This is a genomic window from Flavobacterium hiemivividum (assembly GCF_004349145.1).
GTDB classification, from domain to species: Bacteria; Bacteroidota; Bacteroidia; order Flavobacteriales; family Flavobacteriaceae; genus Flavobacterium; species Flavobacterium hiemivividum.
In genome coordinates, this window is record NZ_SMFO01000005.1 from 68,963 (window position 1) to 87,427 (window position 18,465).

Consider the following 18,465-nt stretch of genomic DNA (forward strand, 5'->3'; position numbering starts at 1 on the left):
GAATTAAAAATTAATATTTAGACCTAACAAAAAGGTTCTAGGAACGGGATAAAAACCATAATCGATTCCGCCACCAATAGGATTACCATTTGAAGCTCCTGGATCAAAACCTTTGTATTTAGTGAAGGTGTATAAATTATTTACTCCCGCATAAAGACGTAGTTTCGTGATTTTAGCAACTTCAGAAATTGTAGGGTTTAAAGTATATCCTAATTGAATATTTTGTATTCTTAAGTACGAAGCGTCTTCAACAAAGTAGTCAGAGAATACATTGTTTGCAGTTGCGCCCGTAGTCACTCTCGGAGCTGAAGTCGAAGTCCCTTCGCCAGTCCATCTGTCTAAAACATAATTCAAACGATTAGCATCAGATAATGTTCTCTCGTAGTTTCTCACCATATCATTTCCTACAGAAGCGAAAGTATATACGGCAAAATCAAGATTTTTATAATTCATTTGTAAATTGAAACCCATTGTCGCTGTAGGTATTGGATTTCCTAAATTCGTTCTATCATTAGAATCAATAACACCATCATTATTAACATCTTCAAAACGAATATCTCCAGGCGCTGCATTAGCTCCTAATGCTACTTGTGAAGGATGCGCAACAACTTCTGCTTGATTTTGAAAAACACCATCCGTTTTGTATCCATAGAAATAACCAATTGGTAATCCTACTTGCATTCTAGATGGAGACGGTTGACCTACTCCAAAAGCACCACCTTCAATAAATCCAGTACCGTTATTCACTTCTAAAACTTCATTTTCTAAGAACGTAACATTGTAGCCAAGACTCATATTGAAGTTTTCTGAGAATTTATTTTTATAATCTATCGAGAATTCAACACCTGAATTACGAACTGTACCTGCGTTAACTGTAGGTGCCGAAGCACCAGGAGCATAATTTCCTGTAATTCCTGATACTGGAATATTCGGGATTAATAAGTCCTTACGAGTATCTATAAAGTAATCTGTTACGATAGAAACTTTATCGTTAAATAATTTAAGATCTAAACCAACATCAAATTTTCTAGCTTCTTCCCATTTCAAATTAGGATTTGCAATTTGACCCGCTGCCGTACCATTCACTAAAGAACCATCAAAAACATAGGTCGCTTCCCCAGATAATAAGCTTACATATCCATTGTTAGGTATTTGGTCATTTCCTAGTGTACCATAACTCGCTCTTAATTTCATGAAGTTAATTTTTTTGTCTTCGCCAAAGAAACCTTCATCAGAAATTACCCAACCTGCTGTAAAAGAAGGAAAATACCCTACTTTATTTCCAGGTCCAAATTTGGTCGAAGCGTCACGTCTTAACATTGCTGATACAAGGTATTTCCCTTTAAAGTCATATTGCATTCTTCCAAAATAAGAAAGACGTCTTTCGTCATAGGCATATGCACTATTCGTTTTTGCATCTAATATTCCTGTAGTTAATGAAATATCAGCATAGTCCCATGAATTATTAGGAACGTCATATCCTGTAGCAAATAAACCATTTCCCCATTCTTTAAAAATCGTGTTACCAAGTGTGGTTACAAAATTGTGGTCAGCAATTTTCTTAGTATAAGTTGAAAAAGCATCAAAGGAATAATTGTTATCATTTACAGCACCTTGTGTTACAGAACTACGAACGACATCAAATACTTTCCCGCCATAACTGATCTCCTTAGCAAAATCTCTCGACTTACTATTAGAGGTATTAAATCCCATTGAACTGGCTAATACTAATCCATCTATCAGTTTATATTCTAATCCAAAGTTTCCATTTAGTTTTTTGAAACTATAGTCATTATTCGTATTGGCTATTTGTGCTAATGGATTAATAATTTCATTTCCTAGTCCTGTAGTGTTAGGCACTAATGTTAACTCATTATTACTGTCATAAGGACTTAATGTAGAAGGAATATTCAAAGCGTTAAATAAAACAGAACCTAATCCGTTTTCATTTAAAGTTTTGCGATTAAAATAAGTATAAATCACATTAGTTTTCAACTTCAATTTATCAGAAACATCCGCATTTAATGCTACTCTGGCAGTATTTCTTAAAAATCCAGATTTTTTTTCGCCTACTATTCCTTCTTGATCTAAATGGGAACCACTCACTGCGTACGTCACCTTATCAGATCCTCCAGAAATAGATAAATCATGATTGATAATCGGCACAGAAGTACTCATCACTTCTTTTTGCCAATTGGTTCCTTTTCCTAATCCGCTTACATTAGTATATGGCAATGCTTTACCACCATTTGCATAGCTTTCGTTTAGTAACAAAGCATATTCAGTAGCATTTAATAGGTTTAAATTTTTAGAAGCTTCTTGAAAACCAGTATAAGTATTATAAGAAATTCGAGATTTAGAATTCTTTTTACCTGATTTTGTCGTTACCAAGATAACCCCGTTAGCACCAATGGTTCCATAAATAGCGGCCTGAGCATCTTTCAATACTGTTATTGACTCAATATCATTAGGATTTAGCAACCCTAATTCCCCTACATAACCATCAATGATAGTCGTTGGACGGTTTTCTCCATTTGTAGCGATACCACGAATTCTAATATCTAAGGCAGCACCTGGCGAACCTGATTGTGTAGTAACATTCACACCAGAAACGGTACCTTGCAAAGCTTGTTCGATTTTAACAGGCTTTAAAATTTCTAGTGTTTTACTATCTACTACAGATACAGCACCTGTAATTTCTCTTCTTTTTTGGCTACCATAACCAATAACGACAACTTCATCTAAAGCTTTAGCGTCATCTTGCATCGAGATATTCAAACTATTATTTGAAGCAGTTACTTTATATTCAAATGTTTTATATCCTATAAATGTAAATACAACAACAGAACCTGATGAAATTCCCTTTAGAGAAAACTTACCATCAAAATCAGTTGAAACTCCTTTATTGGTGTTTTTTATTTGAACATTAACTCCAGGTATTGATAACCCAGAACTTTTTTCGGTGACAGTCCCTCCAATATCAAAACTTTGGGCGAAGCCAAAAGAGGAGAGAAATAGAAAAATGATTAATAGATAATTCGACTTCATAATTTATGTTTTTTGTGAATTATAAAAATACACTCAAAACATAAGTTTCTGTTAAAAAGTACCTCTATATAAAATATACATCGTAAAAAAAAACATCATTTTTTTATATGATCTTAAAAAAAACCGCGTATTTACTAAGGAATACCGAATGAAATTTTATACTGAAAAACAGTAAAACCAACAACTACAACGTGAATGTTGTGGTAATGTATAGGTGATTTTCTTTAAAAACAGTAAAACTATACAGCCAAAATATACTCTACAAGACCTTGCTCATGAGTCAATTCCATTTTCTTCCTTAATCGGTATCTTTTTATTTCGACACTACGTACAGAAATATTCAATAATGGAGCTACTTCTTTAGAAGAAAGGTTTAATCTAAGATAGGCACAAAGTCTAAGGTCGTTTGGTGTTAAGGAAGGATGAGCTAATTTTATTTTCTTCAAGAAATCTTTGTCGGCACTATCAAACGCTTCTTTAAAAACATTCCAAGTATCGTCTTTGGAGATGTTTTTATTAATTGTAGATATAACAGATTTCACACTTCTATTTCCATCTTCATTTGTTTTTTTCAGATCTTCTTTAATAAAAGCCAGTAACTCATTCTTACTATTTAGACTCATCGTGGAGACCGCCAGTTCTCTACTTTTAGAATCCACATCCTGAGAAAGCTGTTCGTTTCTAATTCGCATCATTTGTTGTTCATTCTCTAATTCTTTAATCTCTAGCAAAAGATTATTCTCTTCAATCAACTTCTCTTTCTGTTTTTGATAATAATTTTTGTACGCTTTATGAATATAATATGCCATTATCAGAATTAAAATGAGATAAATAAAGATGGCAACGTTAGTTCCATACCAAGGTTTAAAAATAGTAAATGAATATGTTGCAGTATTATCCAAAGTTGAATTTGCAAATTTTGCTTTCACTTTAAATGTATAATTGCCGGGCGGTAAGTTTTTAAAATTTATTGTAGATTTTGCACTCCACGCACTCCATTCTTCGTGAACACCTTCGAGAAAATATTGATACTCGACATTTATATATTTATTATACTCAGGGACAGTATAACTAAAACTAATGTTATTATCATCGTATTTAAATCCCCCATTTTCTTTAACTGACTGACTAACATTAGCTGCATTTTGTTTATTTGTAGCAATGTTAGTGATGGATACATTATAGTTTTTAAAACTTAAATCATTGATATTCATAACATAATAACCATCAGTCGTACCTATAAGATAGTCAGAGTTTGACAACTGTGATATATTTTCATAACCTAACATAGAGTTGGTCAACGACGAAGGAATAGAAATTACATTTTGCTTCAGCTGGTTATTTATTTTACTCAGTGAAAAATAATGAATGTAATTTTTCGAGAATAACCAGATCTTATTGGAATTGTCCACAATTAATTTTCCAGAAGTATATTCGTCTTTTTCGAAAATAGCGCTTAATAACTTATCTTTTTCAAATTGCTTTGTTTTATTATTTAGCTTAAATACACCTTCTTTGTAGGCGTAATAAATTGCATTATTAAACTTGATCAAACCTGCATTTTTTCCTTTTCTAGGAGTTTTATATGAGGTGAAAGTTTTTATTTTCGATAATTGATTGTCTAGTTGTAGTCTAAAAACGCCTTTATACTCATGACTTACATATAATTCATTTGTGTTTACAATTTCAAAATACTTGGAAGAATAATCAAATCCTGCAATTTTGTTTCTAAAAGTCCATTCATTATTTACTTTTTCCAATACCGAAATACCATAGTAATTTCCTTGAAGCAACAGCTCTTTTTTATTTGGAACCGTTTCGAATTTCCATGTCCCAGAAAAAGGGAATATGTTTTTTGCAATACCTTCTCCTACTAAAAAGGTTCCTGAATCATGACCGCAAAATAAGGTTCCGTCGTATTCAAACAAAGACCATACTTGTCCTTTAGTCCCTGAAATAAATTTAAAAGTATCATTACTTTGATACTTTTTATAAAACAACCCTTGATTAGTTCCTATATATAAATTACCCTTGTATACTTTAGAATTATACACCGTTCCTAAAACACCTGTATTGTCAACAAAACTATGAATCGCTGACTGAAGATTAATGCAATTTATACCATTATCTAAACCAACCCAAAGGTTTCTATCCGCATCTTCAAACAAAGACAAGGCTGTATTATTGCTCAATCCCTTACTTTGCGAGATATGATATACCAATTTACCAGCGCTGTCTATAATGAAAATTCCATTAGACACGGTTCCTATGGCAATATTGCCATCAGAAAGTACTTGACTGCTATACACACTACTGGCTGACAGTTGGGTATCAGCTTCTGTTAAAAACTTAGATAATTCCTTTCCTATCAGTTTATAAAATCCATTTAACTGTGTTTGGATTAATAGACCATCATCAGATACAGAAATATTTATTATCCTATTTTTTTTCAAAATAGGGTGCTCAGAAACTAATCGACCTTTCCCACTTTCAATTTCATAAAGCCCACCATCAGGTGTTTGAAAATAAATAGAATTACTCGCTCTAAAAGATTTATTTACGCCAGTTTCAGGCGATATGATCTTAAAATTAGCCGCCTTGGAATCATAAATATAAATTCTATTTAATGATTGAAAAATAACCCATTGATCAAAATTTAATATGTTCCAAAATTGTTCGTCGTCGAGGAGCTTAGTTTTAATGGTCTGACTTAAGGAAGTATAACTGAGCTTTCCATTAGATTTTCTTGCCCAAAAACCAAATTCCATATAACTACCCGTATAGATTTTATCATCAATTACTTTTACAGAACGTATAATAGTTTCATTTGGCGACGGGTATAATTCCCAATTAGAACCATTATATTCGAGTAGTCCTTCATTGTTAGCAAAAAATAAGAAATGATTTTTATCCTGAGAAATCATCCAATTTTGATTTCCTGCACCATAAAGGTTGGGTGAATATTTGACAATTGGTGGTAACTCCTGAGAGAAAGCCAAAGAAGAAATTAGAATGAAAAGGATGTATAATTTTGTTTTCAATGGAAGAGGATTTTATTACATTTCAAAAATAAAACTAAAAAAGCATTTATTGTCTGAAAGGAAATATTAAAATTAAGTCATGAAAACCAAATTTAATTTAAAATACTTCAATTAGCTAAAATTTGTGATTTGTTCAGTTCCGTTTCTCTATCCAAAATTGATTACTTTTGCATAAATACATTTCTTTTTATGCAAGTTGACCTTTCCAAAATAGATCCCAAGAAAAACATAATTATTAAAGGTGCACAAGTTCACAATCTAAAGAATGTGGATGTTGTAATTCCGCGCAACAAATTAGTTGTAATTACTGGTCTTTCCGGTTCTGGAAAATCCAGTTTAGCGTTTGATACTTTGTATGCCGAAGGACAACGTCGTTATGTAGAAAGCTTGTCTTCTTATGCGAGGCAATTCCTTGGAAGACTCGACAAACCCAAGGTAGAATATATTAAAGGAATTGCACCTGCGATTGCTATTGAACAAAAAGTAAACACTACAAACGCCCGTTCTACAGTGGGAACTTCTACTGAGATCTACGATTATATGAAATTGCTTTTTGCCCGAATAGGCAGAACATTTTCACCAATATCTGGACAAGAAGTTAAAAAAAATACAGTTACTGATGTCGTTACTGACGTTAAAAATTTTGAATTAGACAGCAAATGGCTGCTTCTGGCTCCAATTCATCTCGAAGAAGGCAGGAAGCTTGAAGACAAGTTAAAAGCATTACTACAGCAAGGGTTTGCACGTATTTTAGTTGACAATCAAATGATTCGTTTGGACGAAATCGACCAACACTCGCTTGATAATAAAGACATTCTATTAATCATTGACCGAATTGTAGTAAAAGACGAAGAGGAATTCTTTAATCGCCTTGCAGACGCGGTGCAAACTGCTTTCTATGAAGGAAAAGGAATCTGCCACTTACAAGAATTAAATTCGGATAAAAGGTTTTCTTATTCGAATAATTTCGAACTAGACGGTATTACTTTCTTAGAGCCAAATGTTCACTTATTCAGTTTCAACAATCCTTATGGAGCTTGTCCTGTATGCGAAGGATATGGTAATATTATAGGTATTGATGCTGAACTTGTGACTCCTAATACTTCATTATCGGTTTACGAGAATGCCATTTTCCCTTGGCGAGGCGAAAGTATGAGCTGGTTTCGTGATGAACTAGTAAACAACGCATACAAGTTTGATTTCCCAATTCACAAACCGTTTTATCAATTAACTGACGAACAAAAAGAGTTGGTATGGAAAGGAAACAAATATTTCCAAGGTCTCAACGACTTTTTTAAAGAATTAGAAGAAAAAAATTATAAGATACAGAATCGCGTCATGCTTTCCCGTTACCGCGGTAAAACTAAATGCTATTCCTGTAATGGAAAGCGTTTGCGCGTTGAAGCGTCTTATGTAAAAATCAACTCCAAAACAGTTTCTGACTTAGTTGATTTACCAATTAAGCATCTGGTTTCCTTTTTCCAAAGTATCGAATTAGATTTCTACGAAAAGCAAATTGCAAAGCGTTTACTATTAGAAATCAACAACCGATTGTCTTTTTTAACCGAAGTGGGTTTAGATTACCTCACCTTAAATCGAAATTCAGCTACTCTTTCTGGTGGAGAATCGCAGCGTATCAACTTAGCCACTTCACTAGGGAGTAGTTTGGTAGGCTCGATGTATATTTTGGATGAGCCAAGTATTGGGTTACACCCAAAAGATACAGAGCGATTGATAAAAGTATTGTTTTCGTTAAGAGATTTAGGCAATACCGTGATAGTGGTGGAACACGATGAAGATATTATGAAAGCGGCCGATATGATTATCGACATCGGTCCAGAAGCGGGTTCCTTCGGTGGAGAATTAGTTGCTCAAGGAACATTCGAAGAAATTTTAAAAACAACTTCACTTACTGCGAAGTATCTTAATGGTGATTTGGAAATTTCGGTACCAAAAAAACGAAGAAAATTCAAAAATTTCATCGATATAAAAGGAGCTAGAGAAAACAATCTTCAAAATATTGATGTTACTTTCCCATTGGATGTACTAACTGTCGTTACAGGAGTTTCAGGAAGTGGAAAAAGTACACTGATCAAGAAGATATTGTTTCCTGCCATGCAAAAAAAATTAGACAACGCGGGTGAAAAAGCAGGTCAGTTCACTGAAATGACTGGCTCTTTCTCGAATATAAAACATATTGAATATGTAGATCAAAATCCTATTGGGAGAAGCTCTCGCTCTAATCCTGTGACTTATATCAAAGCTTATGATGACATTAGAGAATTGTATGCCAAAGAAAAATTATCTAAAATAAGAGGTTATTTACCAAAGCACTTTTCTTTTAACGTCGATGCTGGCCGATGTGAAACCTGCAAAGGTGAAGGTTCTATAAATGTAGAAATGGTCTTCATGGCCGATGTGCAATTGCCATGTGAAACTTGTAATGGAAAGCGATTTAAGAAGGAAGTGCTCGAAGTTGCTTTTGCTGGCAAAAACATCAATGATATCCTGACAATGACTATTGATGATTCTGTGGCCTTTTTCGAAGAAAATCAGCAGCATAAAATCACACAGAAACTAAAACCATTGCAAGACGTTGGATTGGGGTATGTTCAATTAGGACAATCCTCTTCTACCTTGTCCGGTGGTGAAGCCCAAAGGATAAAACTAGCTTCTTTCTTAGTAAAAGGAGCAACAAAAGAAAAAGCATTATTTGTTTTCGATGAGCCTACAACTGGATTGCATTTCCATGACATAAAGAAACTTTTAGCTTCTTTTGAAGCACTAATAGAAAAAGGACACTCAATATTAGTTATTGAACACAATCTCGACCTTATAAAATGTGCCGATTGGATTATTGATTTGGGTCCTGAAGGCGGGGAAAATGGAGGACAATTACTAGCTGTAGGAACACCCGAAGAAATTGTAAAAAACAAAAAATCAATTACTGGAGCATACTTAAAAACAGCTTTAAAATTATAAAAAAAAGCAGAAAATTCGGAATCGAATTTTCTGCTTTTTTTATAATCTTTAGAATCTATACCCTAAACTTAGTCCACTTCGAATTCCTCCCCAAGGTCCACTAATATTGATTGTGGCTCCATTTGCATTAGCCTTGGCATTCACATCGGATAAAGGAAGTTCAATTTTATCAAGCTCTTTTTGAAGTTCGTCCTGCTCAAATTGTGTTAAGGTTCGGTCAGATGCTCCTACAAAATCCCCTTTAGAAGTACCATAATGAGGACCTGCAATCCACCAATCTAAAATAAGGTGCTTCCCTAAATTAAACTGTGCACCAAATTGTAATCCAAAAGTGTTTGCAGAAAGTTTTCCGCCCATATCAATATCATCTTTTCCACTTAGTTGATTGGTGTAAGTAAAATTAACTCCCGTAATATCATATTGTAAGTGTCTGTAAAAAGTAGCAATATAAAATCCTTTTCCATAGCCTTCTCCTAAATAAAATCGAACTTCAGGTGTAATAGCATTGTACCCTAATTCAGCATTAGCAAACATATCTTGAGAGTCAGGATCATCAGATACCAAATCATTTATTTGCGATTTAAAAGGCACACTCCCTTTTGGAATAAAACTATACCCTATTACAACACCGATACGCTTGCTAAGGCTCCTTTCATATTGAAATTGAAAATTTTTAAAAGCAAGACTCGTTAAACTGATTTTAACATTATTTTTTTTTGGTAAAAACTGTTCGTTATCTACTGCTATAGAACTATTTTCTATTATTGTATTTGTTGCTGTATCTGTTTGCGATGAAGCCACAAAAACATTAAACATAATTGCAGTTGCGTAAAGTAATTTTTTTTTCATAATTGCTAGCTAAAAATTTATTTATTATTTAAAATAAACTGCAATTTAGTTAATTACTGTAACATTTGTCAACAAAAGGATTTCCATCTTCATCAATGGCAACTACTATTTTTCTATCTTTTGAGGAAATACATGTTTTATAAATCCATGGTATAGACCACAAACCAAGAGTTACACATGAAAATAAAAAATTAATATTATGATTTACCTTTATGCCTTTTTTACACAAAACTGCAAAAGGCATTTTATTATTTATTTCTTCAATCGTGAAGCCTTTACTAACTTTTTCATTTAAAATCTTTTTAAGTTTAAATAGATTCTCTTCTGGAGTAATGTTTATCGAATTCATAATTTAATGTTTTCATATAATCAATTACACTTTAAGCAATGTACTTGATGGGGGTTGTAAAATTACATTGTTCCGTTTAGAGTTACAATACCCACTTTTAGTGATATTTTAAAAATATTAATCAGGAAAAACACTAAACGATTCGTACAAATATATTGTTATAACGTATAAATATTATTACACATAAAACATTAAGGTTTATAAAATTTACTGATTTATCTTCCTAAAACAATTTAGTCTAGAAGATAAAAAAACACCAAAAAAAATTGCCTAAGAAAAAACACCACTATCAAGTAATAGAGATAAAATAGATTAAAAATTAAGCCAAAGGCTAAATTCCCACTCTTTTTATTAGTGTGTTGATAACATCATTTATTTCAGTTGAAATAACAAACTTATAATTAATTACTATATAAGCACCAGTAACCAATATAGACTTCAATATAATAGCAACGATTGGAATAAAAGGAAAATCCCAAAAATAAAATAATAGAAATAAAACAAGAGTAAGACCCATAGAATAAATAGTCTGTTTTGTAAACGGATACAAATGCAGCCTTTTAACGACAAAAAGTAGTTTAGCTAAACTATATAAGGTGATGGATAATAAAGTAGCAAAAGCAGAGCCTATAATGCCATAAATAGGAATAAAAATCATGTTTAAACCAACTGTTAAAAAAACCAAGATTACTCCAAGAAATAAAACAGCTCGGTAATATTTAGTATTAAAAATTATCGCATTATTGTTTCCTAAAATTAAATCAAAATACTTCGATATCCCAATCATAAAAACCACAAAAATCCCACCTCCATACTCTTTAGGTACCATTTCATAAAGTTGGTTGATATTGACAAAAATACACAACATCACAAATCCGCCCACCACTTGAAGGTTAATAGAAGTCTTCTTATATAAAACATTTAGTTCATCATGTTTATTCTCATGCATTAATTTTGCAGTAATCGGATATACGATTTGGTGCATTGCCCTAGAGGGAACTGAAATAACCAATGCAATATAAGTCGCCACTGAATAATAAGCTATGTTTTCGATTTTGATATATTGGTTCAGCATTAATTTATCAATATCTAAAAGCAATGTAGCCACACTTCCCGATAAAATAATAAAAAAAGTATACACCATAATTTCCTTTACATTATGAGGTACTGAAAACTGAAATTCTGGTTTTTTAAGGTAAAATGCATAAAACATAGTCACTATGCAGGCCACAAAATAAATACCAGCAGTAACATAAACAAATTGTATCACTGTAATCCAATTAAAATACACTGCAATCAATGCGAGTAGGGAAAAAAAACGAAGACCTACTTCTTTAATAAAATTACCAAAAACCGAGTGCATATGTACTCTAGCCCAGGCATAAAATATTTCGAAATAAGCCATGCATAAACCCGTAAACGGAATTAGCCATAAATAATCCTTCACAATTGGGTTTTCCCTAGAAAGGAAATCAGAAATATCAGTGTAAAAGAGCATTCCTAATAAGATCAAAGGAATACTTAAGAGCAACGGAAACAGAACCGTAAATGATAAAAATTTAGCTTGCTCTTGTTCTGTTTTACATTGTGAGTAAAATTTAACCAAAGTATTTTGCATACCAAAAGCTAACAAAGGCATAATAATACTAGATGCTGACAGCACATAATTAGTTAATGCATAATAGGTTGCACCAAGAAAAAAGGGATATAAATAAATTGTATTTACAGCCCCAATGCCAAAACCGATATAAGTTATTATTGTGTTTTTTAACGACTGATTTAAAACTATTCCCATGAAAGCTTAGTAGTTTATTAGAATTTAGAATTAATCAATTGCGCTAACTCCTTGGTTAAACTTTTTCTAGAATACTGCTGTAATCCTACTCCATTCGATTGTAATTTCCCTTCTAAAAATTGATTGTAAAAGTCCAAAATTACACTTTTTAGCTTGGCTTTCTCCGAATAGTTAAAAAATACTCCCGTATTAGTCGTCGTTATTATTTCGGCAAAATCAGAGTTTCTGGGGCCAATTGCAATAATAGGTCTATTAGAAACCATATATTCGAATAATTTCCCTGGAATTATACTTTTTGTGTCGTCAGAATCGATTTCGATCAATAACAAAACTTGCGATTTGCGTTGATGAGCGATCGCTTCACCGTGTGAAACATATCCTAGATTATTCAAATAAGAATTCAATCCAAATTCCGAAATAGTTTCCAGTACTTCCTGACTTACAGCTCCTATCAGTTTTATCTCTAAATGTGCTTTGAAATCTGGAACTTCATTTACTAATTCAACTATACTATCCCATAAAATCATAGGATTTCTTTCTGAAAGAAAAGAACCAATATGCGCCAAACTAAATTTTGTATCGAGTGGCTGTATTTCTACTTTCTCGACATCATAACCATTTGTTATCACCGCAATAGGCTTTTTAGTAATGGCTTCAAACTCCTTTTTCGTAGTCTTGCTCGTCACTATAATAGTATCTGCAGAGGTCAAAACTTTGCGCTCTAACATCTTATGCTTGTCTGTGGCGTAATTTGATAATCTCAAGGATTTATGGTATCCAATGGTTGTCCAAGGATCTCTAAAGTCGGCAAACCATTTTAAATCTAACTTTTGTTTTAATTGAAGTCCGATGAGATGTAAGCTATGCGGTGGTCCCGATGTAACAATAGTGTCAATATTATTCTCAACAATGTATTTTTCTAAATACCCTACCGAAGGCTTTACCCATAAAAAACGCGCATCGGGAATAAATAAATTACCCCTAATTAAAAGAAAAAGTTTGTCCATAAAGGATTGTTTTTTCTTATTTGGAATAATACCCGAACTAATTTTTTTTGTTTTAGTTGTCGAAAATAAAGAAGCTAATTGATAAGGCTCAAAGATCTTATGCTTCAATACAATTGCCTTATCTGACACTTCTTTTACCAATTTTTCATCAACAATTGGATAAGTAGGATTCTCAGGAACATACACTATAGGCTGAATTCCAAATTCCGGAAGATACTTCACGAACTTCAGCCATCGCTGAACTCCTGGTCCTCCTGCCGGTGGCCAATAATAGGTTATGATTAAGATTTTTTTGTTTTCCAATTTATGAACATTGAATTGTTAAGCTTAATAAATAGCAACTACTGCATTTAAATTCTTACCGCATTAATCGACATTCTTATGTTTTTTCTTTCTTTCGTAATAAATCCCACCAACAACAAGCAATAACATTCCAGCAGCACTAATTAAAGTAATGGTACTTCCTGTTTTTATTACTTGTGGTTCAAATTTAAATTCGATAGTATGTTCTCCTGCAGGCACAATCATAGCTCTCAAAACATAATCAACAGGGAAATGTTCTGTTTTTACATCATCGATGTAGGCATTCCATCCGTCTTCATAATAGATTTCAGAGAAAACAGCTAGGCCTTCACCTTTATTAATCGAAGTGTATTTTATATAATTGGGTTTATAAACTTCAACTTTAATTGTTCCTGTCGTGTCCAAATTTCTTTTTAAACGAGCGTTTTTAAATTTATCTCCATAAAGGTGAATATTGAAAATAGCTGCTCTTTTTGTGTCCAGTTGCTCTAAAAGCTTCATTTCATCATTAGCCTTATTCACTAATTTAACATCATTTACAAACCAAGCATTCCCGTTAGCATTTGGGTTAATCGTTGGGAATTCTTTTCCTTCTTTATTAGTCTGTATAATGTATTTAACGTTTAACATGTTTAAAACTTCCATGTTGTTTTTAGCAATCTGATAATCGAAAAGTTGCTGTACTTTTCTCGGTTTTGCAGCATGATATCCACCTATCGATTTATGGAAATAAGAAGCTCTCGCACTCGAAAAGTTTCCGCTCACCTCAAAAACACGGTAGTGAGAAGTATCTTTTAGAATCTCAATATCTGAAGCTGTTTCCTGAAAAGGAACTTCAACTTCTCGACCACTAACAAAATCTTTTGCCGAAACATAGTTTTTAGCAACAAAGAATAAATCAGACACCATAAATAAACCTACAAGAATTATTGCGGTATTTTGAGCAATTTTATTTTTTATAAACAACCATAAAACTCCAGCAACTAAAAGTATAAAAAATCCAGATCGCAATAAATCTGCACTATACAAACTCATTCTGTCGCCTATAAGTGCATCTACAAATTCAGGACCGTAACTTTCTCTATAATATCCGTCGTTAGCACCTGTAAAGTCAAACATGCTTTTACTTAAAAACAAAGCCACTATGAGTCCAAAAGCTACTCCTAAAGTACTATACACTGCTTTCCATTGTAATTTGTTATCCAGTTTAAAGAACGACTGTAATCCCATAATGGCCAAAACAGGGAGACATAATTCTAGAATAACTTGTATCGAAGAGACCGCTCTAAACTTATTGTACATTGGGACATAATCGATAAAGAAATCGGTCAATAAAGAAAAGTTCTTTCCCCATGAAAGTATCAAAGCCACAATGGCTCCCGAAAGAAAAACATATTTTATTTTTCTATCATCAATAAATAAAGCCATAATTGCCAAAAAGAAAACAACAACACCAATATAAGCTGGCGCTGCCACTATCGGTTGGTCTCCCCAATAGGTTGGCATCCCTTTTACATAATCGGCTGCTTGTCCCTCAGGAACACCCTGACCAATCATGAATTCGTACATTTTACTATCTTTCCCTAGCGCTTCATTATTCGAACCTCCAAAAAGTCTTGGAGCAATCAAATTAAAACTTTCTGCCAGACCGTAGCTATATTCGGTGATATAATTCCTGGTCATCGCAGTAGAAGAAGTGTTTTTTGAACCATCAGGATTAAAACTCAATTCGCTTTTTCCCCTGGTACTAAAACCGGCATATTCAGCAGTTGCTAATAAATTTGTCGCATTGGCACCTATCGCAAATACTCCTGCAACAGCAAGAACACCAAGTGAATTTAAAAGCGTTTTATATGATTTCTCTTTAATTTCTAAATAGATAAAGTATCCCGATAGAATCAATAAGAAAATCAATAAATAATAGGTCATTTGAAAGTGATTCGCATTGATTTCTAATGCTGTCGCAAACATCGTCAGTAAACCACCTAGAACATATTTTTTTCTAAAAACTAAAATAAATCCTGCAATCACAAGCGGCATATAAGCAATCGCATGCGCTTTGGAATTATGTCCAACTCCCAGAATAATGATCAAATAAGTAGAAAAACCAAAAGCTAAAGCACCAAAAAACGCCTTTAGCGGGTCTGTTTTTAGCACTAATAATAAGCCGTAAAACCCTAAGAAGTATAAAAACAAATAATCAGCCGGACGAGGCAAAAACCGTAAAACATCATCAATAGCACCAATAAAATCATAAGGATACTTAGCTCCTAACTGATAAGTTGGCATTCCTCCAAAAGCACTGTTTGTCCAAAAGGGCTCGACATGGTCAGAGGCTCTAAAGTCATTTTGCTCTTTGGCCATACCCGTATATTGAGCAATATCAGATTGGAAAATTTGTTTTCCCTGCAAAACAGGATAAAAATAGAGTAAAGATATAATTACAAAACCAAGAATGGCTATAGCGTGCGGGTAAAATTTATTTATAATTTTCAAATTTCCAGAGTTATGTTTTAAAATATGAGACCATTAATTAGCGCAAATCTAATCTATTTCTTCGTAATCGACATAATCTCCTACTTTTTTGGTTTCTCTCGGTTTCTTAGAATTTGAGGTGTTTATTATTATTTCGTCATTAGATTGCGTTTTCTGCCATGAAGTATCTTGACTTTGCTGCTGTTGTTGTTGCTGGAAGTTTTCTCCTGCTTTCTTTACTACTTTTTTGACGAGTAATGGCAATAGTAATTTTGCCACAAACTTAAAAATGTAATAGAAAGCCACAAAGTAAAAAAGTGTTTTTATAAAACCTGTAAAGGAGGCCGTTTGCATAATCAAATATTTTTTAGCAAAATTAATAAATCAATCCCGCAATCTCGCGACAAAATTAAAATATCATTCTTAAATAAATGATAAAATATAGTACATTTGAACAGCGTTATTACTTTTAAATCCAAAAAGAATATGTCAAAACTTAAAATAATACTTGCTGCTGTGATTTTTATGTTTCCAATAATCCATTACGGACAACATACAGATCAAATAAATTCAAATAGACCTGGTGAAACGATGTCTGCATTTTCAGTAGGCAAATCTGTATTTCAGGCCGAAGCAGGGATTTATGGGATCAAAGAAAACCACAGCTTACTAGAGTACGATGCTAAAGGTTTCGGTTTAGATCTTACTTTGAGATATGGTCTATTACTTGAAAGACTAGAATTAATTGCTGATTTGCAGTATCAGAACGAGAATTTCACCACACCCTTCAGTAGCGTAGATAAGTCCGCTTTAAAGCAAACTGTTCTTGGTGCCAAATATTTAATTTATGATCCTTTTAAAAATTACGAGAAAAAAATTAATATTTACAGCTGGAAGGCGAATAGGACCTTTAATTGGCGGCAATTAGTTCCCGCTGTTTCCGTTTATGCCGGTGCAAATTTCCACTTTTCAAATAATCCATACTCCTTTCCAACGCAATCAACGGTTTCCCCAAAAATCATGTTGATTACTCAAAACCATTTTGGTGACGGAAGATGGGTTTTAGTATCTAATATTATCGCCGACTATATTTCAACAGAATATCCGAGTTATGGATATGCACTTACGCTTACTAGAGGAATAAGTAACAAATGGTCTGCTTTTATTGAGAATCAAGGATTTAAAAGTGATTTTTATAGCGATGCTATTGTAAGAGGTGGCGCTGCTTATTTAGTCAATAAAGACATTCAAATTGACGCTTCCATAAGTTCTAGTTTAAAAACGACTCCTTCTATATTATATGGAGGTGTTGGTTTTTCATGGCGCTATGATACAAATTATAAAGAAGTTCGAATAAATATTGACAGTGGTAGCAGTCCCAAGTCAAGAACACAGAAGAAAGTCGAAAAAAAGAATAAAAAACGTAAAGAACAACTAGAGTCTACAAATTAATAAACAACAATGATTACTATAAAAGAAGCGATTACAAAGAGTGAATTAACAGCATATATTAAATTCCCTTTCTCCCTTTATAAAGACAACGAATTCTGGGTTCCTCCCATCATTGCAGATGAACTGGAATCATTCGACAAAGAGAAAAATCCTGCTTTCGAAAATGCCGAAGCTTATTTTTTTCTTGCCTATAAAAACGATGAAATTGTAGGACGAATTTCGGCAATTATCAATTGGAGTGAGGTAAATGACCAACAAAAAAAGAAAGTTCGTTTTGGTTGGTTTGATGTAATAGATGATATCGAAGTCACAAAAGCACTCCTAGAAAAAGTATATGAATTAGGACGAAAAAACAATCTCGAATATGCCGAAGGCCCGATGGGTTTTTCTAATTTAGATAAAGTAGGTGTTCTTACCGAAGGATTTGATGAATTAGGAACGATGATTACCTGGTACAATCATCCTTATTACGCCACTCATTTTGAGCAGCTGGGTTATGTCACCGAAAAAGAATATATCGAAAGTAAGTTTCCTTTTTCGAATGTAAAACCGGAGTTTTTTGAGAAAGCTAATGATTTGGTAAAAAGAAGATACCAGTTGAGTCCGCTTAATTTTAAAACCACTAAAGAGGTGATGCCACATGTAGATAAGATGTTTGATTTATTTAACGAATCTTATGCTTCCTTATCTTCATTTGTAGCAATAACTGATATTCAGAAAGAATATTTTAAGAAAAAATACATCAGCTTAATCAATCCTGAGTATATTAAATTTGTGGAGGATAAAGACCATAATATTGTCGCTTTTAGTATCGTAATGCCTTCTTTTTCTAAAGCTTTACAAAAGGCAAAAGGAAAATTATTCCCTTTTGGATTTATTCATTTACTAAAAGCTAAAAAACAAAGTAAGGATATGATTTTCTACTTAATCGGTGTGCATCCAGACTATCAAAATAAAGCGGTTACAGCGATTATCTTTAATGAATATTATCATACATTTAAAGAAAAAGGGGTAATCAACTGTTACCGAACTCCTGAATTAGCTGATAATATTGCAGTTCAAAATTTATGGAAACATTTTAAGCCTGAAGTGTGCTGCAGAAGAAAAACTTTTAGAAAAGAACTTTAAAAATAGTAATGCGTTTTTATAATCTGATAAACAAAA

Annotated in this window: 11 protein-coding genes; 3 read left to right on the forward strand and 8 right to left on the reverse strand. The window is 33.0% G+C overall.

Annotation, left to right across the window (positions count from 1 at the left end):
• Positions 1 to 3: 3 nt before the first annotated feature.
• Positions 4 to 3,048: a SusC/RagA family TonB-linked outer membrane protein gene (locus tag E0F98_RS08855; protein ID WP_132110584.1), complete on the reverse strand. Its 3,045-nt coding sequence runs from the start codon at positions 3,046 to 3,048 to the stop codon at positions 4 to 6.
• 239 nt (positions 3,049 to 3,287) lie between these two features.
• A complete protein-coding gene (locus E0F98_RS08860) occupies positions 3,288 to 6,089 on the reverse strand; it encodes a helix-turn-helix and ligand-binding sensor domain-containing protein (RefSeq protein WP_132110586.1) in 2,802 nt (933 codons plus the stop codon).
• 189 nt (positions 6,090 to 6,278) lie between these two features.
• On the opposite strand from E0F98_RS08860, the gene uvrA reads away from it, so the two are divergent.
• A complete protein-coding gene (gene uvrA / locus E0F98_RS08865; RefSeq protein ID WP_132110588.1) occupies positions 6,279 to 9,071 on the forward strand; it encodes an excinuclease ABC subunit UvrA in 2,793 nt (930 codons plus the stop codon).
• 48 nt (positions 9,072 to 9,119) lie between these two features.
• Here uvrA and E0F98_RS08870 read toward each other — a convergent pair whose 3' ends face one another.
• The 6 genes from E0F98_RS08870 to E0F98_RS08895 form a co-directional block, all read right to left on the reverse strand.
• Positions 9,120 to 9,920 (reverse strand): DUF3575 domain-containing protein, encoded by an 801-nt coding sequence (locus E0F98_RS08870; protein WP_132110590.1) that lies wholly within the window; start codon positions 9,918 to 9,920, stop codon positions 9,120 to 9,122.
• Between the two features lie 49 nt (positions 9,921 to 9,969).
• Complete coding sequence (locus tag E0F98_RS08875) at positions 9,970 to 10,269, reverse strand: hypothetical protein (protein WP_132110592.1); 300 nt, start codon at positions 10,267 to 10,269, stop codon at positions 9,970 to 9,972.
• A 331-nt stretch (positions 10,270 to 10,600) separates the two neighbouring features.
• Positions 10,601 to 12,064, reverse strand: a complete 1,464-nt coding sequence (locus E0F98_RS08880; protein ID WP_132110594.1) for a lipopolysaccharide biosynthesis protein — start codon at positions 12,062 to 12,064, stop codon at positions 10,601 to 10,603.
• Positions 12,065 to 12,081: 17 nt separating this feature from the next.
• Complete coding sequence (locus tag E0F98_RS08885; protein ID WP_132110596.1) at positions 12,082 to 13,374, reverse strand: glycosyltransferase family 4 protein; 1,293 nt, start codon at positions 13,372 to 13,374, stop codon at positions 12,082 to 12,084.
• Positions 13,375 to 13,437: 63 nt separating this feature from the next.
• Complete coding sequence (locus tag E0F98_RS08890) at positions 13,438 to 15,870, reverse strand: YfhO family protein (protein WP_132110598.1); 2,433 nt, start codon at positions 15,868 to 15,870, stop codon at positions 13,438 to 13,440.
• Positions 15,871 to 15,918: 48 nt separating this feature from the next.
• Complete coding sequence (locus E0F98_RS08895) at positions 15,919 to 16,203, reverse strand: DUF4834 family protein (RefSeq protein ID WP_132110600.1); 285 nt, start codon at positions 16,201 to 16,203, stop codon at positions 15,919 to 15,921.
• A 132-nt stretch (positions 16,204 to 16,335) separates the two neighbouring features.
• Here E0F98_RS08895 and E0F98_RS08900 point away from each other — a divergent pair, with 132 nt between their 5' ends.
• Together E0F98_RS08900 and E0F98_RS08905 are read left to right on the forward strand one after the other, a co-directional pair.
• Positions 16,336 to 17,301 (forward strand): transporter, encoded by a 966-nt coding sequence (locus E0F98_RS08900; RefSeq protein ID WP_165929301.1) that lies wholly within the window; start codon positions 16,336 to 16,338, stop codon positions 17,299 to 17,301.
• Between the two features lie 9 nt (positions 17,302 to 17,310).
• On the forward strand, positions 17,311 to 18,429 hold the full coding sequence (locus E0F98_RS08905) for a GTP cyclohydrolase (RefSeq protein ID WP_132110602.1): 1,119 nt from the start codon (positions 17,311 to 17,313) through the stop codon (positions 18,427 to 18,429).
• The last annotated feature ends 36 nt before the right edge of the window (positions 18,430 to 18,465 follow it).